The 22,835-nt window shown below is 68.1% G+C and carries 22 protein-coding genes; 5 read left to right on the forward strand and 17 right to left on the reverse strand.

What is annotated here, in order from left to right:
• Positions 1-3: 3 nt before the first annotated feature.
• From ACWDTP_RS02325 to ACWDTP_RS02380, 12 genes are all read right to left on the reverse strand, one after another.
• Entirely contained in the window at positions 4-1,782 is a 1,779-nt protein-coding gene (locus tag ACWDTP_RS02325) for a glycosyltransferase family 39 protein (RefSeq protein ID WP_450016169.1), read from the reverse strand.
• Positions 1,783-1,847: 65 nt separating this feature from the next.
• Positions 1,848-2,429, reverse strand: coding sequence for a pyridoxal 5'-phosphate synthase glutaminase subunit PdxT (gene pdxT, locus ACWDTP_RS02330; RefSeq protein ID WP_450016170.1), 582 nt, complete (start codon positions 2,427-2,429; stop codon positions 1,848-1,850).
• Positions 2,426-3,274, reverse strand: a complete 849-nt coding sequence (gene tesB, locus ACWDTP_RS02335) for an acyl-CoA thioesterase II (protein WP_450016172.1) — start codon at positions 3,272-3,274, stop codon at positions 2,426-2,428. The genes pdxT and tesB overlap by 4 nt, the downstream gene beginning before the upstream one ends.
• A gap of 9 nt (positions 3,275-3,283) precedes the next feature.
• On the reverse strand, positions 3,284-4,201 hold the full coding sequence (pdxS, locus tag ACWDTP_RS02340; RefSeq protein WP_450016174.1) for a pyridoxal 5'-phosphate synthase lyase subunit PdxS: 918 nt from the start codon (positions 4,199-4,201) through the stop codon (positions 3,284-3,286).
• Positions 4,202-4,259: 58 nt separating this feature from the next.
• Positions 4,260-5,288, reverse strand: a complete 1,029-nt coding sequence (locus ACWDTP_RS02345; RefSeq protein WP_450016176.1) for an NUDIX hydrolase — start codon at positions 5,286-5,288, stop codon at positions 4,260-4,262.
• A complete protein-coding gene (locus ACWDTP_RS02350) occupies positions 5,285-6,409 on the reverse strand; it encodes a glycosyltransferase family 4 protein (RefSeq protein ID WP_450016178.1) in 1,125 nt (374 codons plus the stop codon). The genes ACWDTP_RS02345 and ACWDTP_RS02350 overlap by 4 nt, the downstream gene beginning before the upstream one ends.
• Position 6,410: 1 nt before the next feature.
• A complete protein-coding gene (locus tag ACWDTP_RS02355; protein WP_450016180.1) occupies positions 6,411-7,325 on the reverse strand; it encodes a phosphatidylinositol mannoside acyltransferase in 915 nt (304 codons plus the stop codon).
• The gene (gene pgsA, locus ACWDTP_RS02360) at positions 7,322-7,996 is read right to left on the reverse strand and encodes a phosphatidylinositol phosphate synthase (protein ID WP_450016182.1); all 675 of its coding nucleotides are present in this window, start codon (positions 7,994-7,996) and stop codon (positions 7,322-7,324) included. The genes ACWDTP_RS02355 and pgsA overlap by 4 nt, the downstream gene beginning before the upstream one ends.
• Entirely contained in the window at positions 7,993-8,574 is a 582-nt protein-coding gene (locus tag ACWDTP_RS02365) for an HIT family protein (RefSeq protein ID WP_450016184.1), read from the reverse strand. The genes pgsA and ACWDTP_RS02365 overlap by 4 nt, the downstream gene beginning before the upstream one ends.
• On the reverse strand, positions 8,571-10,634 hold the full coding sequence (gene thrS, locus ACWDTP_RS02370; protein ID WP_450016186.1) for a threonine--tRNA ligase: 2,064 nt from the start codon (positions 10,632-10,634) through the stop codon (positions 8,571-8,573). Before thrS ends, ACWDTP_RS02365 begins: the two co-directional genes overlap by 4 nt.
• A 59-nt stretch (positions 10,635-10,693) precedes the next feature.
• Positions 10,694-11,113 carry a TIGR02611 family protein gene (locus tag ACWDTP_RS02375; RefSeq protein WP_450016188.1) on the reverse strand — a complete coding sequence of 140 codons (420 nt, stop codon included), beginning with the start codon at positions 11,111-11,113 and terminating at the stop codon, positions 10,694-10,696.
• Entirely contained in the window at positions 11,110-11,730 is a 621-nt protein-coding gene (locus ACWDTP_RS02380; RefSeq protein WP_450016190.1) for a PaaI family thioesterase, read from the reverse strand. The genes ACWDTP_RS02375 and ACWDTP_RS02380 overlap by 4 nt, the downstream gene beginning before the upstream one ends.
• A gap of 108 nt (positions 11,731-11,838) precedes the next feature.
• Between ACWDTP_RS02380 and ACWDTP_RS02385 the strand changes: the two genes are divergently transcribed.
• From ACWDTP_RS02385 to ACWDTP_RS02405, 5 genes are all read left to right on the forward strand, one after another.
• Positions 11,839-14,322 carry a glycogen/starch/alpha-glucan phosphorylase gene (locus ACWDTP_RS02385; protein ID WP_450016192.1) on the forward strand — a complete coding sequence of 828 codons (2,484 nt, stop codon included), beginning with the start codon at positions 11,839-11,841 and terminating at the stop codon, positions 14,320-14,322.
• 81 nt (positions 14,323-14,403) lie between these two features.
• Positions 14,404-15,051 carry an ABC transporter permease gene (locus tag ACWDTP_RS02390; RefSeq protein WP_450016194.1) on the forward strand — a complete coding sequence of 216 codons (648 nt, stop codon included), beginning with the start codon at positions 14,404-14,406 and terminating at the stop codon, positions 15,049-15,051.
• Positions 15,052-15,058: 7 nt separating this feature from the next.
• Positions 15,059-16,234 (forward strand): ABC transporter ATP-binding protein, encoded by a 1,176-nt coding sequence (locus tag ACWDTP_RS02395; RefSeq protein ID WP_450016289.1) that lies wholly within the window; start codon positions 15,059-15,061, stop codon positions 16,232-16,234.
• Between the two features lie 14 nt (positions 16,235-16,248).
• On the forward strand, positions 16,249-17,007 hold the full coding sequence (locus tag ACWDTP_RS02400) for an ABC transporter permease (protein WP_450016291.1): 759 nt from the start codon (positions 16,249-16,251) through the stop codon (positions 17,005-17,007).
• Positions 17,007-17,960: a glycine betaine ABC transporter substrate-binding protein gene (locus ACWDTP_RS02405; protein ID WP_450016196.1), complete on the forward strand. Its 954-nt coding sequence runs from the start codon at positions 17,007-17,009 to the stop codon at positions 17,958-17,960. Before ACWDTP_RS02400 ends, ACWDTP_RS02405 begins: the two co-directional genes overlap by 1 nt.
• Here ACWDTP_RS02405 and ACWDTP_RS02410 read toward each other — a convergent pair.
• The 5 genes from ACWDTP_RS02410 to ACWDTP_RS02430 all read right to left on the reverse strand — a co-directional run bounded on the left by ACWDTP_RS02410 (position 17,957) and on the right by ACWDTP_RS02430 (position 22,726).
• A complete protein-coding gene (locus ACWDTP_RS02410) occupies positions 17,957-19,054 on the reverse strand; it encodes a serine/threonine-protein kinase (protein ID WP_450016198.1) in 1,098 nt (365 codons plus the stop codon). The genes ACWDTP_RS02405 and ACWDTP_RS02410 overlap by 4 nt on opposite strands.
• On the reverse strand, positions 19,054-19,854 hold the full coding sequence (locus tag ACWDTP_RS02415) for an SDR family NAD(P)-dependent oxidoreductase (protein ID WP_450016200.1): 801 nt from the start codon (positions 19,852-19,854) through the stop codon (positions 19,054-19,056). The genes ACWDTP_RS02410 and ACWDTP_RS02415 overlap by 1 nt, the downstream gene beginning before the upstream one ends.
• Positions 19,855-19,925: 71 nt before the next feature.
• Positions 19,926-20,723 (reverse strand): NADPH-dependent oxidoreductase, encoded by a 798-nt coding sequence (locus ACWDTP_RS02420; RefSeq protein ID WP_450016202.1) that lies wholly within the window; start codon positions 20,721-20,723, stop codon positions 19,926-19,928.
• Entirely contained in the window at positions 20,720-21,748 is a 1,029-nt protein-coding gene (locus ACWDTP_RS02425) for an aldo/keto reductase (protein WP_450016204.1), read from the reverse strand. The genes ACWDTP_RS02420 and ACWDTP_RS02425 overlap by 4 nt, the downstream gene beginning before the upstream one ends.
• A gap of 42 nt (positions 21,749-21,790) precedes the next feature.
• Positions 21,791-22,726 carry a TauD/TfdA dioxygenase family protein gene (locus ACWDTP_RS02430; RefSeq protein WP_450016206.1) on the reverse strand — a complete coding sequence of 312 codons (936 nt, stop codon included), beginning with the start codon at positions 22,724-22,726 and terminating at the stop codon, positions 21,791-21,793.
• Positions 22,727-22,835 lie beyond the last annotated feature (109 nt).

The following is a 22,835-nucleotide window of genomic DNA, read 5'->3' on the forward strand; positions in this document are numbered from 1 at the left end:
TATTCAGTCTACGTGGCTGGTCAGCCGGGCAGGCACACGCAGGTCGTAGACGCGGTCCGAGCCAACCCGGGTCACCGCGAAGCGGGTGCGCACCCAATCCGTGATGTCGGTGTGGGTGTTACGGCCGAACATCGGTGAATGTGGCCCCTTGCTGATCGGGTCGATGTAGTAGGTGACCGCATGGCCGGCCACCGCGGCCTCGAACTGGCTCAGCGTCGGCACCGGATCGCTACCCGTGAAACCGCCGATCGCCATGACCGGAGTGTGCGAGGCCAGTTCCAGGCCCGCCGCGGCCGAGGACCGGTTGATCGCCGCCGACCATTCGGTGTGGGTGGCCCTCAGCATCGCGTCGAGCTGGGCGCTGTCGTCGTCCTGCCCGGGCCAGCCGTGCCGGTGTTCCGCCGACGGCGGGCCGACCCTTGGCCCGCCACCGGTGTGGGCCTGGCCGAGGGTGGCGACGGTGTAGGCGGCCGATCCGGCCAGTCCCGCAGTCAGGGCTACCGCCATGGCCGCCGTTGCCAACCGTCGGCGCGCCGGCGAACCGAGCGCCCACAGCAGCACCGCCGTTGCCGCCATGACCACCATCAGGATCGCCCACCGCAGCGCCGGCAGCCACGACGCGTTGCGTCCCAGCATCCACCACCCCCATCCGCCGGCGACGAGAAGCATTGCCGCCAAACCGATCCGATGAGGACGCCGCCCCCGGTGGTGCCACATCTCGGCGATCCCGATGCCGAATATCGCCGCGACCGCCGGAGCCAGCGACAGGCAGTAGTACGGGTGGACCATCGACTTCATGAAGCTCAGCACCAGGGCATCGACGACGAGCCAGGTCCCGAACAGGATGGCGCCGGCCCGGACCAGATCGGTGCGCGGGGCCCGCCCCCGCGACGCCAGCACCAGCAGCACCGCCAGCAACGCCGCGGGCAGCAGCCACCCGATCTCGAAGCCGAACTCGCCGCCGAACAATCGGGACAGACCGCCGGGGTCACCGAACCCGGTGTGGTTGTGACCGAGGACCCGGCCGAACCCGTTGTAGCCCAGCACGAGATTCATGAAGTTGTTGTCGGTCGACCCCGCGAGATACGGCCGCGACGAGGTCGGCCACACCAGGGTGAGTACCACGAACCAGCCCGCCGACACCAGGAAAGCCGCGACCGCACCCAGCAGGTGCACCAGCCGCCGCCGCACCGGGCCTGCCGCCGCCAGCAGGTACACCAGCCCGATCGCGGGCACGGCCATCAGCCCTTCGAGCATCTTGGCCAGGAAGGCGAAACCCAGTGCGGCACCGGCGAGGGCAAGCCAGACGGCGCCGGCCCGCTGCAGTGCGCGCACCGCGCAGTACGCCGCGGCCGTCATCGACAGCACCATCGCGGCATCGGGATTGTTGAACCGGAACATCAACGCCGCCACCGGAGTCAGTGCCAGCACCATGCCCGCCAGCAGTGCGGCACCGGTCCCGGCGATCCGGTCCACCGCGGCGTAGAGCAGGCCGACGGCTGCGACGGCCATCAATGCCTCGGGGATCAACATGCTGGCGCTGCTGAAACCGAAGAGGTGACCGGACAGCCCCATCACCCACTGCGACACCGGCGGTTTGTCGACCGTGATGAAGTTGTCCGGGTCCAACGAGCCGAACAGCAGGGCCTTCCAGTTCGTCGAACCCGCCTGCGCCGCGGCGGCATAGAACTGGTTGCCCATCCCATTGACGGTGATGTTCCACAGATAGGCGACCGCGGTGACGATCAGCAGAATTGGCAACCTCAGGCGCGTCGTCGTCACAGCACCATTAAGGACGGCATGGCTTTGTCCGAGCTATGCGGCTGCCGTGGCTTTACTGTGATGCCCTACAGCGAGTCGACGAACAGCTTGTGCACGCGGCGGTCGCCAGTCATCTCCGGGTGAAACGACGTCGCGAGCATGGTGCCGTGGCGCACCGCGACGATGTGGTCGGCCGCACGGGCCAGCACCTGCACGCCGGGGCCGACCCGCTCCACCCACGGCGCCCGGATGAACACCGCATGTACCGGTGCGTCGAGCCCCTCGAAGTCGATATCGCCCTCGAACGAATCCACCTGACGGCCGAAGGCGTTGCGCCGCACCGTCATATCGATTCCGCCGAGGGGCAGTGCCTCGCGTCCGGTCACGCCGGCGTCGGCGATCTCGGTGGCCAGCAGAATCATCCCGGCACACGACCCGTAACAGGGCAGCCCGTCGGCGATCCGGGCGCGCAACGGCTCCAGCAGGTCGAATTCACGCAGCAGATGGCTCATCGCGGTCGACTCCCCGCCGGGGATCACCAGCGCGTCGACCGCATCGAGTTCGGTCAGCCTGCGCACGGTGGACGCCTCGGCCCCCGCCTCACGCAACGCGGCCAGGTGTTCGCGGGTGTCGCCCTGCAGGGCGAGCACCCCGACGTGGACGCTCACTTCGTCGCCGCGGACGGGAAGTCGCGTTTGAAGCGGGTCAGCCCCTCCTGCATCACGGCCGCGACCAGCTCGCCGGTCCGGGTGAAGATCTTGCCCTGGGTCAGCGATCGGCCCCCGCACGCCGACGGCGACGACTGGTCGTAGAGCAGCCACTCGTCGGCCCGGAACGGCCGCATGAACCACATGGCGTGGTCCAGTGATGCGACCATCAGCTGTTTACGCACATCGAGGTGGTTGACCTGGGCCGAGCCCAGCAGGGTGAGATCGCTCATATAGGCCAGTGCGCAGATGTGCAGCACGTGGTCGTCGGGCAGCGGGTCGCGGTGCCGGAACCACACCTGCTGCTGCGACGCCTTGCCCGGCAGCCGCGCCACCAGGTCACGCGGCACTATCCGGACGTCCCATTCGGCGAACTGGGCGAAGCCGGCGTCGTCGAACGCTCCCCCCGACCGGAACCCGGGCAGGTCGTCGGGGGCCGGCGCCTCGGGCATGACGTCCTGATGGTCGATGCCGGTCTGGTCGGTCTGGAATGAGGCCGACATCGTGAAGATGGTCTCGCCGTGCTGAACCGCGCTCACTCTTCTGGTGCAGAACGAGCCGCCGTCGCGGATGCGCTCCACGATGTAGACCGAGGGCGACCGGGCGTCCCCCGGCCGCAGGAAATAGCCGTGCAGCGAGTGCACCTGGAAGGCCGGCTCCACCGTGCGGACCGCCGAGACCAGCGACTGGCCCGCCACGTGCCCGCCGAAGGTGCGCTGCAGAAAGCCGCTCTCCGGGCTGAACACGCCACCGCGATAGATATTGACCTCGAGCTGCTCCAGGTCGAGGATCTCTTCGATCGCCATAGGAGGTATTTACCAGCCGCGTTCGGCGAGCCGGTGCGGCTGGGCGATCTCCTCGACGTTGATGCCGACCATGGCCTCACCCAGCCCGCGCGACACCTTGGCCAACACATCGGGGTCGTCGTGGAAGGTGGTGGCCTTCACGATCGCCGCGGCCCGCTGCGCGGGGTTGCCGGACTTGAAGATCCCCGACCCGACAAACACGCCCTCGGCACCCAGCTGCATCATCATCGCCGCATCGGCCGGGGTGGCGATCCCACCCGCGGTGAACATCGTCACCGGCAGCTTGCCGGCCCGGGCCACCTCGGCCACCAACTCGAACGGCGCCTGCAGTTCCTTGGCCGCGACGTAGAGCTCGTCTTCGCTCATCGAGGTCAACCGACGGATCTCGCCGCCGATCTTGCGCATGTGGGTGGTCGCATTCGACACATCTCCGGTGCCGGCCTCACCCTTGGAACGGATCATCGCCGCCCCCTCGGTGATCCGGCGCAGCGCCTCGCCCAGGTTGGTCGCCCCGCACACGAACGGCACCGTGAAACGCCACTTGTCGATGTGATTGGCGTAATCGGCCGGGGTCAACACCTCGGACTCGTCGACGTAATCCACCCCCAACGACTGCAGGATCTGGGCCTCCACGAAATGCCCGATCCGCGCCTTGGCCATCACCGGGATGGTCACCGCCGAGACGATGCCCTCGATCATGTCCGGATCGCTCATCCGCGACACCCCACCCTGGGCCCGGATGTCGGCAGGGACCCGCTCCAACGCCATCACCGCCACCGCACCCGCACCCTCGGCGATCTTCGCCTGCTCGGGGGTGACGACGTCCATGATCACGCCGCCCTTGAGCATCTCGGCCATCCCGCGCTTGACCCGCGCCGTGCCGGTTTGGTTGCTCGAACCGTTTTGACCGCCGATTCCCACTGCCATCTCCTCCAATTCCTACTGATTCAGTCTAATGGTGCCGACAAATCCATTGGATCCGCAGTCAGCGGATGGCTTGCGGCTCGCGGTGCACCGGTTCGGGCGCGCTCGCCAGGGCCGTGGCCGCCGCCAGCAGTTCGCCCAACTGCAGCGGATACACGGTCTCCCCGCCGGCGACCAACTCGGCGATCATTGTCGCATCGCACCAGCGGTGACCGTGAATGTAGTGCCGCTCCAGTGCGGTGTGCCCCGCCGCCGACGGTTCGAACCGTCGGGTCCGGTGCAGGAAGAAGAATTCGTCGCTGCGGATCACCGACGAGTTGAAGTCGATCACGGCGTCGCGCCGCCAGACCGGGCCGATGAGCGCCGACGGCTCCACGGTCAGGCCGGTCTCCTCGGCCAGCTCCCGGGCCGCGGCACCCGGCAGGCTCTCATCCTCCTGGACCGCGCCCCCCACGGTGAACCACCAGTGCGGGGCGTCGTCCCCGATCGCCGGGTCGCTGCCCCGCAGCAGCAGCACCGCGCCGGTCTCGTCGAGCAGCACCACCCGAGCCGAGGTGCGGCGGCGCGCCGGAGCCCGCTCGGCGGGCGATTCCGCCCGCTCGGCGATCTCGAAATAGGTTGGCAGTGCGGCGGTTCCGCCGAGCCGCAGGGCGCGAACCGTGGGCCGTTCCCGCAACGCCAGGGTGTCGCGGACGGCGTCGTTGTGGAACCGGCGGGCCAGCAACACCCTGGCTTCGGCGTCGGCCAGTTCGGCCACCAGGGCGGGCGGCAGCGCCGACGGGTCGACCGCGGCCAACGCCGCCGACAGGTCGTTCTCGGCGCCTTCGCGTGCCGACCGGGGGGCCCGTTCCGCGATGTCGGCCAGCCGGGCCAGGCGTCTGCCCTGGGGGCCACCGGCGTAGACGTCGACGGCAACGGCCCGCGCCACGACCGCACGCCGGGCCAGCGCCGCGTCGAGGGCCTGCCAGGACAGGTCGTAGCGGACGTGCAGACGGTCCAGGCGGTGTGCGGTCTGGTAGGCCCACGCCCCGACCCCCAACAGCACCAGTAGCAGCACGGTGAGGCCGATGACCACGATCCAGATCGTCATGACGCCACCCGCACCTTGGTTCCGGCGCCGGTCACGGTCTCGTAGACCCGCATGATCTGGCCGGCAACCACCGACCAGTCGTAACGCCACACCGCCTCGTCGGCGACCGCGATGTAGCGCCGGCGCAGCGCGTCGTCGGCGAGCACCTCGATCAGGCCATCGGCCAGCGCCGCGGAATCCCCCACCGGGACCAGCCGTCCCGCCGTGCCGTCGTCCAGCACGCGCCGGAACGCGTCCAGATCGCCGGCCACCACCGGGGTGCCCGCCGCCATCGCCTCCACCAGCACGATGCCGAAGCTTTCGCCACCGAGGTTGGGGGCGCAGTAGACGTCGGCGCTGCGCATGGCCGAGGCCTTGGTGGCGTCGTCGGCCTGGCCCAGAAACCGCAGATGTCCGGCGAGCCTGCCCGCCCGCTCCCTCAGCTCGTCCTCGTCGCCGCGGCCCACGATCATGATCTCGATGTCGGCGAACCGCTCCACCAGCTTCGGCAGCGCCCCGAGCAGCACCGACATCCCCTTGCGGGGTTCGTCGAAGCGGCCGAGGAACAGCACCGAGCGGCCCGGCCTCGGGTAGCCGTCCAGCAGCGGTGCCTGGGCGAACTGCCCGACGTCGACGCCGTTGGGAATCTCCACCGCGTCCGAGCCGAGCGCCTCCATCTGCCACCGCCGGGCCAGATCGGAGACGGCGATCCGGCCGACGATCTTCTCATGGTAGGGCCGCAGAATTCCTTGAAACACACTGAGCGTCAACGATTTCGTCGTCGAGGTGTGAAACGTCGCCACGATCGGGCCCTCGGCGGCCTGCAGCGCCAGCATGGACAGGCTCGGCGCGTTGGGCTCATGCAGGTGCAGCACGTCGAAGTCACCGTCGATGAGCCAGCGTTTGACCATGCGGTGAGTCGCCGGCCCGAACCGCAGCCTAGCCACCGATCCGTTGTAGGGAATCGGGACGGCCTTGCCGCCGGACACCACATAGTCGGGCAGGGTGACGTGCGGGGAGGACGGCGCCAACACGCTGACGTCATGCCCGCCGGACCGCATCACTTCGGCCAGCTGCAGCACGTGGGCCTGCACGCCGCCGGGCACGTCGAACGAGTAGGGGCAGACCATCCCGATACGCATATCAGGTCGCCAGTCGGGCGCGGCGCTCGTCGGACAGGTCGGCGATCCACTGGGGCTGCAGCATGTGCCAGTCCTCCGGGTGGGCGGCGATGTTCTCGGCGAACCGGTCGGCCAGTGCCTGCGTGACGACCCCGACGTCACCCGAGGAGGTGTCGAGCGCATCGAACACCTCGACCACACAATCGTCGCCGTCGTAGTGGACATGCGCCGGATGCAGCGGCGCGCCGGTCTCGATGGCCAGTTTGGCCGACCCGGCGGGCATCCGGGTGGGCTCACCGAAGAAGTCGACCTGGACCCCGCTGCGGGTCAGGTCGCGTTCGGCCATCAGGCACACGAACATGTTGGCGCGCAGTCGCTCGGCGAGCAGTTCGAACGGCGGCCGTTCACCGCCGGAGAGCGGGAACACCTCGAAGCCGAGGCTTTCCCGGTAGTCGATGAACCGGCGGTACAGCGATTCGGGTTTGAGGCGTTCGGCGACGGTGGCGAACGTTCCGTAGTGCTGCGCGAGCCACACACCGGCCATATCCCAGTTTCCGCTGTGCGGCAGCGCCAGCACACCACCCCGGCCGGCGTCGTGGGCCGCCCGCAGCTTGTCGGCGCCGATGAACACCTCGTCGAGGCGTTGTGCGACGGACCGCAGGTCCATCGACGGTAGCCGGAACGCCTCGCGCCAGTACCGGGCGTAGGAGGACAGCGCGGCCCGCATCAGGTCGTCGGGGACCTGCGCGGGGGCCACGCCGGTCACCCTGGCCAGGTTCCTGCGCAGTTGATCGGGTCCCCCGTTCCTGGACGCGTACCGGGCACCGGCCTCGAATACGTTGCGGGCCAGCGACTCCGGCATGGCACGCACCAACCGCCAACCGGTCGCGTAGCCCATGTCCGATGCGCTGGACGGGATGCGATCGAGTATGGTCACGGCTCGCTCGACTCCGTTTCCTCGCCGTCGGGTGGTGCGGGCGAAAGCCGGTCCATCGCCCCCGGCGACACCCGCACCGCATGCAACCGCTGGGCCACCGTCACGACGCTGGCCACCGCGAGCAGCCACATGGCGACGTGCACCAGCCAGGGCATGTGCAGGAACGGCACGCCGGACAGCCCGGCCCCGACGAGCACGATGACCAGGCGCTCGGGGCGCTCGATGAGGCCGCCGTCGCCGCGCAGCCCGCTGGCCTCGGCACGCGCCTTGATGTAGGAGATCACCTGCGAGGTGACCAGACAGATCAACGTGGCCACCACCAGCGACGGGCTGTCCAGGCCGAAGGCGGCCCACCACATCAGCCCCGCGAACACCGCGCCGTCGGCGATCCGGTCGCATGCGGCGTCGAGCACCGCACCGAACCGGGTGCCACCGCCCCGTTCGCGGGCCATCGCACCGTCGAGCATGTCGGCGAGCACGAAGACGAACACGGCGAACGCACCCCACCACAGCTGCCCGACCGGGAACAGCGTGAGGGCGGACACCACGGTGCCCGCAGTGCCCACGATGGTCACGATGTCGGGGGTGAGCCCGGCGCGCAGTGCCGCCTTGGCGATCGGCCGCGACAGTTTCGCGTAGGCCGCGCGGCTCATGAGGAAGAGGTTGCTCATCGCGCCTCGTCGGGCCCACTCTGCCGGGCCCACTCGGTGGCGAGCAGCTGCCGGGTCTCCCGCAGCAGCTGCGGGATCACCTTGGACCCGCCGATGATGGTGATGAAGTTGGCGTCGCCGCCCCAGCGCGGCACGACATGCATGTGCAGATGCTCGGCCAGCGAGCCGCCCGCCGAGGTACCGAGGTTGAGGCCGACATTGAAACCGTGCGGCTGGGAGACGGCCTTGATGACGCGAATCGCCTTCTGGGTGAACGCCATCAGCTCGGCGCTCTCCGCCGCGGTGAGATCCTCCAGCTCCGACACCCGGCGATAGGGCACCACCATGAGGTGACCGGGGTTGTACGGGTAGAGGTTGAGCACGGCATAGACCTGCCCGCCGCGCGCCACCATCAACCCGTCCTCGTCGGACATCTCCGGAATATCGGTGAACGGCTCGGAAGAACCCGCGGACCCGCCCTTCAGGTTCGGGGCGTCGGCGATGTAGCTCATCCGGTGCGGTGTCCACAGCCGCTGCAGATGATCGGGTTCGCCTACTCCGTGGTCGACGATGGTCCGCTCGCCGTCAGGATCGGTCACTTCCCGGCGCCTACCTGTACCAACTCGGCGGTCGGCGCGCTGTTCTCCCGGTCGGCGATCCACTTGACGATCGCATCGAGCGCGTCGTCGCGGGCCACCCCGTTGATCTGCGTCCGGTCCCCGAAGCGGAAGGAGACCGCCCCACCTTCCACGTCACGGTCGCCGGCCAGCAGCATGAACGGCACCTTCTGATTCGTGTGGTTGACGATCTTCTTGGCCATCCGGTCGTCGGAGGTGTCGACCTCGACGCGCACCCCGCGCGACCTCAGCTGCGCGGCAACCTCTTCCAGGTACGGGACGTGGGTGTCGGCGACCGGGATGCCCACCACCTGCACGGGGGCCAGCCACGCCGGGAACGCCCCGGCGTAATGCTCGGTGAGCACCCCGAAGAACCGTTCGATCGAGCCGAACAGCGCGCGGTGGATCAGAACGGGCCGTCGACGCGATCCGTCCTGGGCGGTGTACTCCAGCTCGAACCGGTCGGGCATGTTGAAGTCCAGCTGGATGGTCGACATCTGCCAGCTGCGCCCCAGCGCGTCCTTGACCTGGACCGAGATCTTGGGACCGTAGAACGCCGCGCCGCCCGGATCGGGCACCAGATCCAGGCCCGACGCCTCGGCCACCTCACGCAACGTCTCGGTGGCCTCGTCCCAGATCTCGTCGGAGCCGACGTACTTCTCCGGGTCCTTGGTGGACAACTCGAGGTAGTACTCGTCGAGGCCGTAGTCGCCGAGCAGATCCAGAACGAAACGCAGCAGCGAGGTCAGCTCGTCGCGCATCTGCTCCCGGGTGGCATAGATGTGCGCATCGTCCTGGGTCATCCCGCGGACCCTGGTGAGGCCGTGCACCACGCCGGACTTCTCGTACCGGTACACCGACCCGAACTCGAAGAGCCGCAACGGCAGTTCGCGGTAGGACCGGCCCCGTGCCCGGTAGATCAGATGGTGCATCGGGCAGTTCATCGGTTTGAGGTAGTAGTCCTGCCCCGGTTTGCGCACCTCGCCGTTCTCATCGAGTTCGGCGTCGATGTGCATCGGCGGGAACATCCCGTCGGCGTACCACTCCAGGTGCCCCGACGTGATGTAGAGATGTTCCTTGGTGATGTGCGGGGTGTTGACGAACTCGTACCCCGCCTCCAGATGCTTACGCCGCGAGTAGTCCTCCAGTTCGCGGCGCACCACACCGCCCTTGGGATGAAAGACCGGTAACCCGGACCCGAGCTCATCGGGGAAGCTGAACAGGTCGAGTTCGGCGCCGAGCTTGCGGTGATCGCGGCGCTGGGCCTCCTCGAGAAGTTCCAGGTGCCGGTCGAGGGCCTCCTGCGACTCCCATGCGGTGCCGTAGATGCGTTGCAGGCTGGCATTGTCCTGGTTGCCGCGCCAGTACGCGGCGCTGCTGCGGGTCAGCTTGAACGCCGGAATGAACCTGGTCGTGGGGATGTGCGGGCCGCGGCACAGATCTCCCCAAACCCGTTCCTTGGTGCGGGGATTGAGGTTGTCGTAGGCGGTCAGCTCGTCGCCACCGACCTCCATGACCTCCGGATCGTCGGATTTGGTGAGATCTCCGGACACCAGCTCGAGCTTGTAGGGCTCGTCGGCAAGTTCTTCGCGCGCTTGGTCTTTGGACTCGTAAACCCGACGGTCGAAGAGCTGCCCGTCTTTGACGATCTGGCGCATCCGCTTCTCCAGCGCGGCAAGATCCTCGGGGGTGAACGGCTCGGCGACGTCGAAGTCGTAGTAGAAGCCGTCGGTGATCGGCGGGCCGATGCCCAGCTTGGCCTGGGGGAACAGATCCTGCACGGCCTGGGCGAGCACATGCGCGCAGGAGTGCCGGATGACGCTGCGGCCATCCTCGGTGTCGGCGGCCACCGGCGTCACCTCGACGTCGGCGTCGGGCTTCCAGGACAGGTCGCGCAGCCGGCCCTCGGCGTCGCGGACCACCACAATGGCGTCGGCGGCACCGCGGCCCGGCAGGTCGGCTTCCCGGACCGCTGCGCCCGCGGTGGTCCCGGCAGCCACCCGGATCGGGGCTGCGGGGGCGGAACTGGCGACGGCGGTCATCGGGGAATCTCCTACGGTAACGAGGGTGGTGATCGCGACCATGTTATCGGGGGGCGTGGTCAGGAGCCGAGCCCGATGGGGCTCTTCAACCAGGACTGCTCCAGGCCGACCAGGCCCGCACCCCAGCCGACCGCCCCCAGCAGCCACAAGGTCGCCACCACGACCAGTCCGGTGAACGCCGCGCTGAGCGCCTTGACCGCGATGTGCTGGCGGCCGAACCAGGCCATCACCTTGTCGTACCGGACCCGGACATAGCCCAGCACCCGGCGGGCGAACCCGAATTCGGTAGCCAGGATCGCCAGCCCGAGGAACACGATGGCCCAGCCCGGGCCCGGATACGGGATGGCCACGATCCCGACGGCCAGCACCGCGAACCCGACCACCCCGACCACGACGCGGTAGACGAAGTCGGCCATCGGACGGTTCCGCAGCCGGTCGCGCCGGCCGGCCCAGCGCTCCTTGAGCTCGGACGGATTCATGGTTGCCCCGGCTTCAGCCGCACGAACAGCGCCTCGGCCTCGGTGAGCACCTCGGCACCGTCGGACAGTCGGCCGGTCACCACGATCTTGCGTCCCTCGACCCGGTCAATACCCGCATCCACCTGCAGTTCCTTCTCGATCGGTGCGATCTTGCGGTAGTCGACGTGCAGATAGCCGGTGCGCTGGTACGGGCCGCCGGTGAGTCGAGCGGCCGTGAAACCCAGCACCGAATCGAACAGCAGCGCCAGCGCCCCGCCGTGCACCGCGCCATTGCGGCCGAGATGGAACCGCCGGAACCGGGCGGTCCCGACGACCCGGTGGTCGTCGGTGACGTGCAAATCGGTCGGCACCGCGCTGACATTGCCCCGGTTGGGCAGGTCCAGCCGCCGGCCGGACGGGGAGTTCCACTCGTCGGCCTCGTACGGCGCCAGCAGCGCCGACACCTTGTCGATCAGATCGGCGGCCTCGCCGATCACCGCGTCGGGTGCGTCGGCGGCCCTGGCATGGTCCTGCAGGGTGCGCACGGCATCGATGAAACGGCCGTAATCGGGTCCGCCACGCTCGGTGGGCACCGGCGGATTGAACCCGCCGCCGGGATGGATGCTGTCAGGGGCCACCCGGCCACCGTATTGCCTGTGGTCGCCGGCGCGCGAATGCCCGCCGTTCACCTGCCTGATGCCGGGCGCCCTCCCGGCGTGCACCGTCACCTGCAAGGCTTCACGGCTATGACCGACGCCGCTCCCGCCGCACCGCCCACCCACGAGCACAGCCGCACCGGCCTGTCCCCCGATGCGCTGCGCCGGGGCATCGTCGACCACCTGCGGTATTCGATCGGCCGCCCGGCCGCCGCGCTGCGGCCCGAGCACTACTACCGGGCCCTGTCCCTGGCCGTGCGCGACCGCATGCAGGACAACCGGGTGCTCTCGACTCAGACGTCGCTGGACCTCGGCCGCAAGCTGACCTGCTACCTGTCGGCGGAGTTCCTGATGGGCCCGCAACTCGGCAGCAATCTGCTCAACCTGCAGATCGAAGCGGCGGCGCGGGCCGCCCTGGCCGAACTGGGCCAGGATCTCGACGAGGTGCTGGCCTGCGAGGAAGAGCCGGGACTGGGCAACGGTGGGCTGGGCCGGCTCGCCGCGTGCTACCTGGACTCGCTGGCCACCCTGGAACGCCCGGCGATCGGTTACGGCATCCGCTACGAGTTCGGCATCTTCGACCAGGAGATCCACGACGGTTGGCAGGTCGAGAAGACCGACAACTGGCTGGGCAACGGAAACCCTTGGGAAATCGCCAAACCGGATGTGAGCTATCACGTCTGGTGGGGCGGGTACAGCGAACACTACGTCGACGACGCCGGCCATCACCGGGTCCGGTGGGTTCCGGGCCGGGTGCTCAAGGGCGTCGCCTACGACACGCCGATCCAGGGGTACGGAGTGAAGACCTGCAACGTCCTGACGTTGTGGAGCGCCCGCGCCGTCGAATCCTTCGCCTTGGACGCCTTCAACACCGGCGACTACTACCGGGCCGTCGAGGACGAGGTGAACTCCGAGACGGTGACCAAGGTGCTCTACCCCAACGACGAGGTCGAGGCCGGAAAGCATCTGCGCCTGCTGCAGCAATACTTCTTCGTGTCCTGCTCGCTGCAGCACGTCCTGCACATTCTCGACGATCTGGCCGACGCCTCGGTCCGCGAGCTTCCCGATCGGTTCGCCCTGCAGCTCAACGACACTCACCCGTCGATCGGGGTGGCCGAGCTGATGCGGCTGCTGGTCGACGAGCGCGGGCTGGACTGGGACGAGGCCTGGGCCATCACGGTGGCCTCGTTCGGCTACACCAACCACACGTTGTTGCCCGAGGCGTTGGAGACCTGGCCGCTGGCGATGTTCGGCGAGTCCCTGCCCCGCCATCTCGAGATCATCTACGAGATCAACCGGCGCCTGCTCGACGAGGTCGCCGAGAAGTTCCCCGGCGACCAGGACCGGTTGCGGCGGATGTCCCTGATCGGCGAGGACGGCGGTAAGAGCGTGCGGATGGCCCACCTGGCCACCGTCGGCAGCCACGCCGTCAACGGAGTCGCGGCGCTGCACTCGGACCTGCTGAAATCCAGTGTGCTCAAAGATTTCTACGAGATGTGGCCGGAGCGGTTCTCCAACAAGACCAACGGTGTGACGCCGCGCCGGTTCCTGGCGCTGTCCAACCCGGGCCTGCGCGGGCTGCTCGACGAGACGATCGGCGAGGGCTGGTTGACCGACCCGACCCGGTTGCGCGGTCTGGAATCCTTCGTGGAGAACCCCGCGTTCCATCAGCGCTGGCGCGCCGTGAAGCGGGCCAACAAGACCCGTCTTGCCGAATACATCCGCGCCGAGGCAGGCGTGGACCTCGACCCCGATTGGATGTTCGACATCCAGGTCAAGCGCATCCACGAGTACAAGCGTCAGCATCTCAACGTGCTGCACATCGCCACCCTCTACCACCGGATCAAGCAGCAGCCCGGCCTTGAGATCCCTTCGAGGGCTTTCATTTTCGGTGGCAAGGCGCCGCCCGGCTACTTCATGGCCAAACGGATCATCAAGTTGATCAACGCCGTCGGCGAGACCGTCAACAACGACCCGGAGGTCAGCCGGTTCCTCAAGGTGGCGTTCGTGCCGAACTTCAACGTGCAGAACGCCCACCTGATCTACCCGGCCGCCGACCTGTCCGAGCAGATCTCGACCGCCGGTAAAGAGGCGTCGGGGACCGGGAACATGAAATTCATGATGAACGGCGCGCTGACCATCGGCACCCTGGACGGCGCGAACGTCGAGATCCGCGCGGAGGCAGGCGCGGAGAACTTCTTCCTGTTCGGTCTGACCGTCGACGAGGTCGAGGCGGTCAAGCGGGACGGCTACCGGCCGTCGGACTACATCGAGAACACCCATGAGCTGGCCGCGGTACTCGACCTGATCGCGAACGGAACCTTCTCGCACGGCGACACCGAGGAGTTCCGGCCACTGGTCGACAATCTTCGCCACGACGACCCGTTCCTGGTCCTGGCCGACTACGCGTCCTACATCGCCTGCCAGGACCAGGTGAGCACGGCGTGGCGGGACGTCGCGGCCTGGACCCGGATGTCGATCCGCAACGCCGCACGCAGCGGAAAGTTCTCCTCGGACCGGGCCATCACCGAGTACAGCGACGACATCTGGGGTGTGGTTCCGGTCAGCGTGTAGGGCTGGACACGCTAGGCTCCCAGTTACCCGACGACGGAACACCGCCGTCCACGGGTAACTGAATGGAGGCGCCGGCGGTTCATGGGCTTTGTCGAGTTTGTGCAGGACCGCTGGTCGGTCTTGTCTTTCCTCGCCTATCAGCACATGAGTCTGGTGGTGCAGACCCTGCTGCTCGCCACCGTGGCAGCGCTGCTGGTCGGCGTCCTGCTCTACCGCTCGCCGTGGGGTGTCGAGCTCGGTAACACCCTGACGTCGGTGGGCCTGACCATCCCGTCGTACGCCCTGCTGGGCGTGCTCGTCGGCATCGTCGGGATCGGCGTGCTGCCGTCGGTCATCATGCTGGTGTTTTTCGGCTTCCTGCCGATCCTGCGCAACGTGCTCGTCGGCCTGGCCGGGGTGGACCGCACGCTCATCGAGTCCGCCCGCGGCATGGGGATGAACCGGGTCGACACCTTGATCCGCCTCGAGTTGCCGATGGCCTGGCCGGTCATCATGACCGGGGTGCGGGTGTCGGCACAGATGCTGATGGGCATCGCCGCCATCGCCGCATACGCTCTCGGGCCCGGGCTTGGCGGTTACATCTTCTCGGGAATCTCGCGCACCGGAGGCGCCAATGCGACCAATTCCATCGTGGCCGGAACGGTCGGCATCCTCATTCTGGCAATACTTTTGGACACCGTGCTCAATTTCATCACGCGCCTGACCACTCCAAGGGGGATCCGTGTCTGAGACGACCATCGACTCCGCCGATCCCACCGCCGAGAACGCCGGTGTCCGGATCCTGCTCGACGGCGTGACCAAGCGATACGACGCGAAATCCACTCCCGCCGTGGACAACATCACCATGGAGTTCCCGGCCGGTGAGATCGTGATGCTGGTCGGCCCTTCGGGGTGCGGCAAGACCACGACCATGAAGATGATCAACCGTCTGATCGAGCCGACCACGGGTCGGATCCTGATCGGCGACGACGACGTCACGCATCACGACGCCGACCAACTGCGGCGCCACATCGGCTATGTGATCCAGGGTGCCGGCCTGTTCCCGCATTTCACCGTTGGCGACAACATCGCGATCGTCCCGCGGCTGCTGAAATGGGACAAGGAGCGGATCGCCGCGCGCGTCGACGAGCTGCTCGATCTGGTCAATCTCGATCCGGCCGAGTACCGCGACCGTTACCCGCGCGAACTCTCCGGCGGTCAGCAGCAGCGGGTCGGCGTGGCGCGGGCACTAGCCGCCGACCCACCGGTCCTGTTGATGGACGAGCCGTTCGGCGCGGTGGATCCGATCACCCGTCAGCGGTTGCAGGACGAACTACTGCGCCTGCAGGACGAGCTGCGCAAGACGATCGTCTTCGTCACCCACGATTTCGACGAGGCGGTCAAACTCGGCGACCGGATCGCGATCCTGACCGAGGGCTCGAGGATCGTCCAGTACGACAAGCCCGAGGAGATTCTGGCCAACCCGGCCGACGATTTCGTCCGCGGTTTCGTTGGGCACGGTGCCGCACTGAAACAGCTCACCCTGACCCGGGTGCGCGACGTCGAGCTGCACGAGGCCGCCGTCGCGCACGTCGGCGGCGATCCCGCCGCGGCGGTGGCCGCGGCGCGGGCCATCGAACGCGAACACGTCATCGTGCTCGACGGCCAGGACCGTCCGCTGCGGTGGCTGTCGCTGGAGAAACTGGCCGACCCGAATTCCCTGCAGCGGGTGACCCGCGACGAGGAACTCGAAAAGGTCAGCCTCGCTTCGACACTCAACGATGCCCTGGACGACATGTTGACGTCCTCGCACGGTGTGGTGGTGGTGACCGGGCGGCGCAACGCCTATCAGGGTGTGATCCGGGTGGAAACGATCATGGACGCCATGTCCGACCTGCGCAGCGCGGCGCATTCGGCGGAGCCCGCCTCGTGACCGCCGCGCCCGAGATCGACGCCACGGCCTTACCGGCCGAGCCGTCGGCCCGGTTGGGGCTCGGGCGCTGGCTTCTGCAGCCGCTGGCCTGCGTTGTGGCCGTGGTGGGTTCGTTGGTGTACGTCAACGTCGCGCAGGTCTCGGAGTCCGAGCAGCGCTCCCTCGGGGTGGGGCAGCTGCTGACACTGCTGCGTCAGCACATGGTGATCAGCGTGGCCGCGACGGTACTGACCTGCGTGGTGGCCATCCCGCTGGGGATCGCCCTGACCCGTGGGTCGATGCGGCGATACTCGAAGCCGATCATCACGGTCGCCGGGTTCGGGCAGGCCGCGCCGGCGATCGGGTTGATCGCGTTGGGCGCGGTGCTGTTCGGGATCGGCAGTGTCGGCGCGGTCGTCGCGTTGACCGTGTACGGGGCGCTGCCGATCGTCGCCAACACCGTGATCGGCCTCGACGGCGTCGACCGACGCCTGGTGGAGGCCGCCCGCGGTATGGGCATGTCGGCCTTCTCGACCCTGATGAAGGTGGAGTTGCCGCTCGCGTTGCGGGTGATCGTCGCGGGGGTGCGCACCGCACTGGTACTCATCGTGGGCACCGCCGCCCTGGCGTCGTTCACCGGCGGCGGCGGTCTCGGACAGCTCATCACCACGGGGATCAAACTTCAGCAGCCGGTGACGCTGGTGGTCGGCGCCATCCTGGTGGCCGCCCTGGCGTTGTTCATCGACTGGCTGGCCCGCATCGTCGAAATCATCGCCGCACCAAAGGGACTCTGATGCGTTGCCTGCGACTGCTCGCCGTCCTGCTGATCGCCACAGCGGCGGCCGGGTGCGGCCTGCGGTCGGCCAGCGGCGCGGTGCTCGAGGCGAGGCCGGGCGCCATCGCGCACTTCGACTCGCTGAAGGGTGTGCCGGTCACGGTGACCGCCAAAGACTTCACCGAGCAGCTGATCCTGGGCAATATGCTCTCGATCATCCTCAACGCGGCAGGCGCCGATGTCACCAATATGACCAATACGCCGGGCAGTTTCGGCGTACGCCAGGCCATGCTGGACGGCCGCGCCAACATCTCACCGGAGTACACCGGCACCGGGTGGATCAACTACATGGGTAACGAACAACCCATCAAGGATCCGGTCGCGCAGTGGCAGGCCGTCAACGACGCCGACAAGGTGAACAACCTGACCTGGCTGCCGCCCGCTCCGCTGAACAACACCTATGCGTTCGCCATCCGCGAATCCGAGGCCGAGCAGCTCGGGGTGACCAAACTGTCCGACCTGTCCCGGTTGTCGCAGGCGGATCTGACGTTCTGCGTGGAAAGTGAATTCGCCAACCGCAACGACGGATTCGTGCCGATGCTGCAGACCTACGGGTTGAATCGGGGGGATCTCGGCCGGGTGACCAACCTCGACACCGGCGTCATCTACACGGCGACCGCGGACGGGGACTGCAACTTCGGCGAGGTGTTCACCACCGACGGCCGGATCCCGGCTCTCAACCTGCGGGTTCTCGAGGACGACAAGCAGTTCTTCCCGCTCTACAACCTCACCGAGGTGATCGATTCCGACCTGCTCGGGGCGCATCCCGAACTTGCCGAGATCTTCGCCCAGCTCAATCCGCTGCTCACCAACGAGACCATGCTGACGCTCAACGCGAAGGTCGACAGCGACGGCGACGACCCGGCGATCGTGGCCCGCGAGTGGCTGATCGAACAGGGACTGTTGACCTAGTCTTCCTTGCCTTTGCCGTGTCCGTGTCCGTTCCCTTTGCCGTTCCCTGGGCCTTTCTTCTTGGGGGGCTTCTCGTCCGCGGTCAACGGCGGCGGCGGCGCGACGGCCGGCGGTGGGGGCGCGGCGCTGGTCGGGGCGGGCACCGAGGTGCCGGTGTCGACGGGCACCGGCTCCCGGGTGTTGGACGAACCCGCGGTGAAGGCGACGATCGCCACCACGAAGGCCGCGATGATCGCCGCGGCACCGAGGAGTGTGCGGGTGCGGCCGGGGAGCCGGCGCGGTGGCGCGGGCGGGTGCTCGGTGAGCACCAGGGTGGCCGGTCGGGGCGGTGCCATCGCGGCCAGGGCCGAGCGCATCTCGTCGGCACGGCCGAAGCGCTGCCGCGGATCGTGGGCCATGGCCCGGTCGATCACCCCGGCCAGGGCGGGGTCGATATCGGGCCGGGCCACGCCGAGCGGTGGGGGCGGCGGATAGGCCCGTCGCCCGGTCAGCGCCTCGTATCCCATCACGCCGACGGCGTACAGATCGTCGCTCACCGACGCGGGGGCGCCGGCGATACGTTCGGGACTCATGTAGGCCACGGTTCCGAGTACCTGACCGGCCATGGTCGGATCGTCACCGGCGACCTTGGCGATGCCGAAGTCGGCGACCTTCACACTGTCACCGGTGACGGCGGTGAGGATGTTGCCCGGTTTGATATCGCGGTGCAGGACGCCGGCGTGGTGCGCGACCGCGAGCGCGGCCAGCACGTCGGCGAGCGCGGCCCGAACCAGCGGCGGGGGCAACGGTTCCCGGGAGATCAGGTCGGCGAGGGACTGCCCCGGCAGGCGTTCCATCACCAGGAACGGGGTGCCTGCGTGCTCACCGAAATCATGGATGGCGACGATGTTGGGATGCGATAAACCCGCCGCCGCGCGTGCCTCGTTCTCGAAGCGTCGCCGCAGGTCGGGATGCGCCGCAACGGCGCGGTGCAGCAGTTTCACCGCGACGGCGCGTTGCAGCCGGTGGTCCCAGCCGTCCCAGACTTCGGCCATTCCCCCGGCGCCGAGCAGACCGCGCAACTCGTAGCGACCGACCAGGAATTCCTGGCCCATCAGCGGACCACGGCCGGGTGCGCGACCCGAGGGGCACCCAGCATCTCCCGGTGCGACGGAGGTACCCGTCCACCCTCGTCGGTGATTCCGTAGCGGGCGGCGAGTTCGGCACCGATCACGGTGTGTCCGGACAGCTCGGGCAGCTCCGGATCTCGGTAGAGCGCGTCGATCAGATGCCCGGTGAATTCCGGGGTTTCGGCATGCTCGGCGGTTTTCGCCAGGGCGTCGGGATGCCCGTCGAACGCGGCCCGCAGTTTCTCGGTGAGCAGGATGCCCATCCAGATCGAGATCGTTGCCACCCCGGTACCGCGGAAGTCGACGGCCATATCGGCGGCCAGCTTGTCCACCCCGGCCTTCTGAGACCCGTAGGCCGGGCCGTGCATGTAGCACACCGACCCCGGCGATGAGGTGAAGGCGATCAGCCCGGTGTCGCCGCCGAGCAGCAGCGGTGCCGCATACCACGACGCCACATACGCCGACCGCAGCCCGACATCGAGGACGTCGGCCAGGTCGAGGGGTTTCTCCCAGAACGGCTTGGGATCAACCAGGTCGTCGTGGATGGCGGCGGCGTTGTTCACCAGCAGGTCCAGCCGGCCCGCCTCGTCCGCGACCCGCCGAAACAGCGCGCCGACCGCGGCATCGTCGGCATGGTCCAGGCGGACCGCGGTGCCGCGCTCCCCCAGATCGGTCACCGTGCGACCGGTGACGTAGACGTGCCAGCCGTGCGCGATCAGGGCCGCGGCGATCCCGCGGCCCGCGCCCCGACTTCCTCCCGTGACGACGGCGACCGGCTTGTCCACGGGAGCGACGCTACCCGGCGGGTGGGCGCGCCCCCCTGACCAGGCGGCCCGGCCGGGGCTGGTCGGCCCGATTACCGCGAGGGCAGTCCGAGACGTTCGAGGTGTTCGCGCAGCTTGTGCCGTCCGGACAGGGAATGCGGCCCGGCCAGCCGGCCGAGGACCCGCGCACTCCAGTTCCCCGACAACCCGTGGCGCGTGTTGTAGGCGGCCAGTCGTTCGTCGTAGGCCGGGACGTGGGCGTCGGTACCTTCGGCGTCGTAGCGTTCCCGGTGCAGAACGGCGTCGCGCGGCAGACGGGGCTTGATCCCGGCGTTCTCGGTCGGATCGGCCACCCCGACCGCCAGCCCGAACGTGGCGACGGCGTGCGGCGGTAACCCCAGCTCTGCGGCCACCTCCCGAGGATGGTTACGGATCGCGCCGACGAAAACCGTTCCCAAACCGAATGACTCGGCCGCGAGCACCGCATTCTGGGCGGCCAGCGTGGTGTCGACGAACCCGATGATGGTGGATTCCAGGTAGTCCGCACCGTCCAGCGCGGCGCCGGCCCGCTCGGCGATCCGGCGAGCCCGCCCCAGGTCGGCGATCCAAACCAGAAACAGCCCCGCCTCATTGATGAACTGCTGGTTGTTGGCCAGCACGGCCAGTCGCGCTTTACGTTCCGAATCGCGGATCGCGATGACGCTCCACGGCTGCAGGTTCGACGACGTCGCCGCCGACTGAGCGGCGGCGACGATCGCCGCAAGTTGTTCATCGGACACCGCATCCGGCAGGAACCTTCGTACCGACCGGTGCGCGAGTTGCAGCGCCAGCGTCTCGTTGTGGATCCCGAGTTCGGCGTCCACGTCGCCGTACCTCGCGATGACGGTCATGTGCGCTCTGCCGCCGCCGCATCCACCGGCGGGGCCTCGGTACCGAGATTCTCGGGCCGGATCGATCGGTGGCCGGCGACCTGACCGGCGATCGACTCGAGACGCTGCAGGTGGTCGTCGGTCAACTCGACACCCACCGCTCCGGCGTTCTCCCGCAGGTATTCGGGGTGGCGGGTCCCCGGAATGGGGACCACGTCCCGGCCGCGGGACAACACCCACGCCAACGCGACTTGGCTTGGCTCTACGCCGATCTCGGCGGCGATGGTGGCGACGTTGTCGGCCAGCGCACGGTTGCGGTCAAACGCCTCGGCCCCGAAACGCGGATGGCGCTTATGCGTCGCGCTGACGTCCTCGGGTGTGCGGACCCGCCCGGTCAGCCAGCCCCGCCCCAGCGGTGAGTACGGCACGATTCCGATGCCGAGTTCGCGCGCGATCGGCACGGTGTCGTTCTCGATGTCGCGGGTGAACAACGACCACTCGTTCTGGATGGCGGTGATCGGATGCACGGTGTGTGCGCGCCGCAGCGTCTGCGGACCCGGTTCCGACAGACCGATGTAGCGGACCTTTCCGGCCTCGACGAGTTCGGCGAGCGCCCCCACGGTGTCCTCGATCGGCACCTCGGGATCGATCCGGTGCTGGTAGTAGAGGTCGACATGGTCGATGCCGAGCCGCCGCAACGAGCCCTCGATGGCGCTTCGGACGTACTCGGGCCTGCCGTCCAGCGCGCGCGGATTGCTGTCCCGGTCGAGGGTGTTGCCGAACTTGGTGGCGATCGTGAGTGAATCCCGCCGCCCACGGATCGCCTTGCCCAGCAGGATCTCGCTGAACTCCGGCCCGTAGATGTCGGCGGTGTCGAAGAACGTGACGCCCAGGTCGACGGCGGTGTCGACGAGAGTCTTCGCCTGCTTCTCGTCATCGGGTCCGGCCGACGCCCGAAAACTCATGAACCCCAGCCCGATCGCTGAGACTTCGGGCCCGTTCGCGCCGAGACGGCGCCGGTCGGCACTCAATGGTGTCACTGTCATGCGGTGTCCGTTTCCTGTTCGAGAGGGGGTGGCTGGCGGCGGTCAGGAACCGTAGAACGGCTCACCCGACACCAGTTCGGACTCACGTCCGTCGACGCCCTTGGGCACATCGCCTTCGAGCGTAACGCGGTAGAGCACCCGGTCGTAGTCGAGATGGCCCGCATCCGGGATCGCCAGGTGCGAAGTGGCCCGGTTGTCCCAGAACGCGACACTTCCCGGCGCCCAGCGGAACCGGACGGTGTATTCGGTGCGGGTCGCCTCCTCCCAGAACAGTTTGAGGATCGATTCGCTCTGCGAAGGGGTGAAACCGCGGATCTTGCGCGCACCGCGGGTGAATCCGGGGCTGACGAACAATGCCCGCTCCCCGGTCACCGGATGCACTCGCACCGCCGGGTGGTAGGCCACCAGATTCGCCTCGCGCACCTTGCGCTCACGTTGGCTGCCCTCGGCGGCCCTGGTGTTGAACTGATGCTTGATATCGAGCTTGTCGGCGAAATCGCGCAGGTCTTTCGGCAGGTTCTCATATGCCGCAACCAGGTTGGTCCAGGCGGTGTCACCACCGTAGGGCGGCAGGATGTGGGCGCGCAGGATCGAAGCGGCCGGTGGGTTCACCAGTGCAGTCACATCGGTGTGCCAACTGGCGTCGTACGAGGTCCGTTTGCGGCCCAGATTCCGTTCGTAGCGACGGCTGTCGATCGGCAGGATCTCCGGGAAGCCTTCCGGCGGCTCTTCCTCGTGCGGGTGGGCCGGGGTCACCTTTCCGAACTGGCGGGCGAATGCGATCTGCTCGGCGTGGCCGATCTGCTGGTCTCGGAAGAAGATCACCTTGTAGGTGTGCAGTGCGTCGCGGATCTCCCCGACCAGGCCGTCTTCGAGCGGGTTGCGCAGATCCACACCGCGGATCTCGGCCCCGATGTAGCCGGCTTGTGGGACGACGTCCAGGTCGGTGCGAAGGCCGGTGTCGGCGAGTTCGGTCATGGGCTGACTCCCTTGTCGTGGCGGGCTGGTGAAGCCAGCGTCGGTTCCCCGCCGCGGCGAAACAATCGTCTTCGGCTACCGGAACCGTTCAGGCCGGCTTAACGCTCGC

The sequence above is a fragment of the Mycobacterium sp. NPDC003449 genome (genome assembly GCF_053588415.1).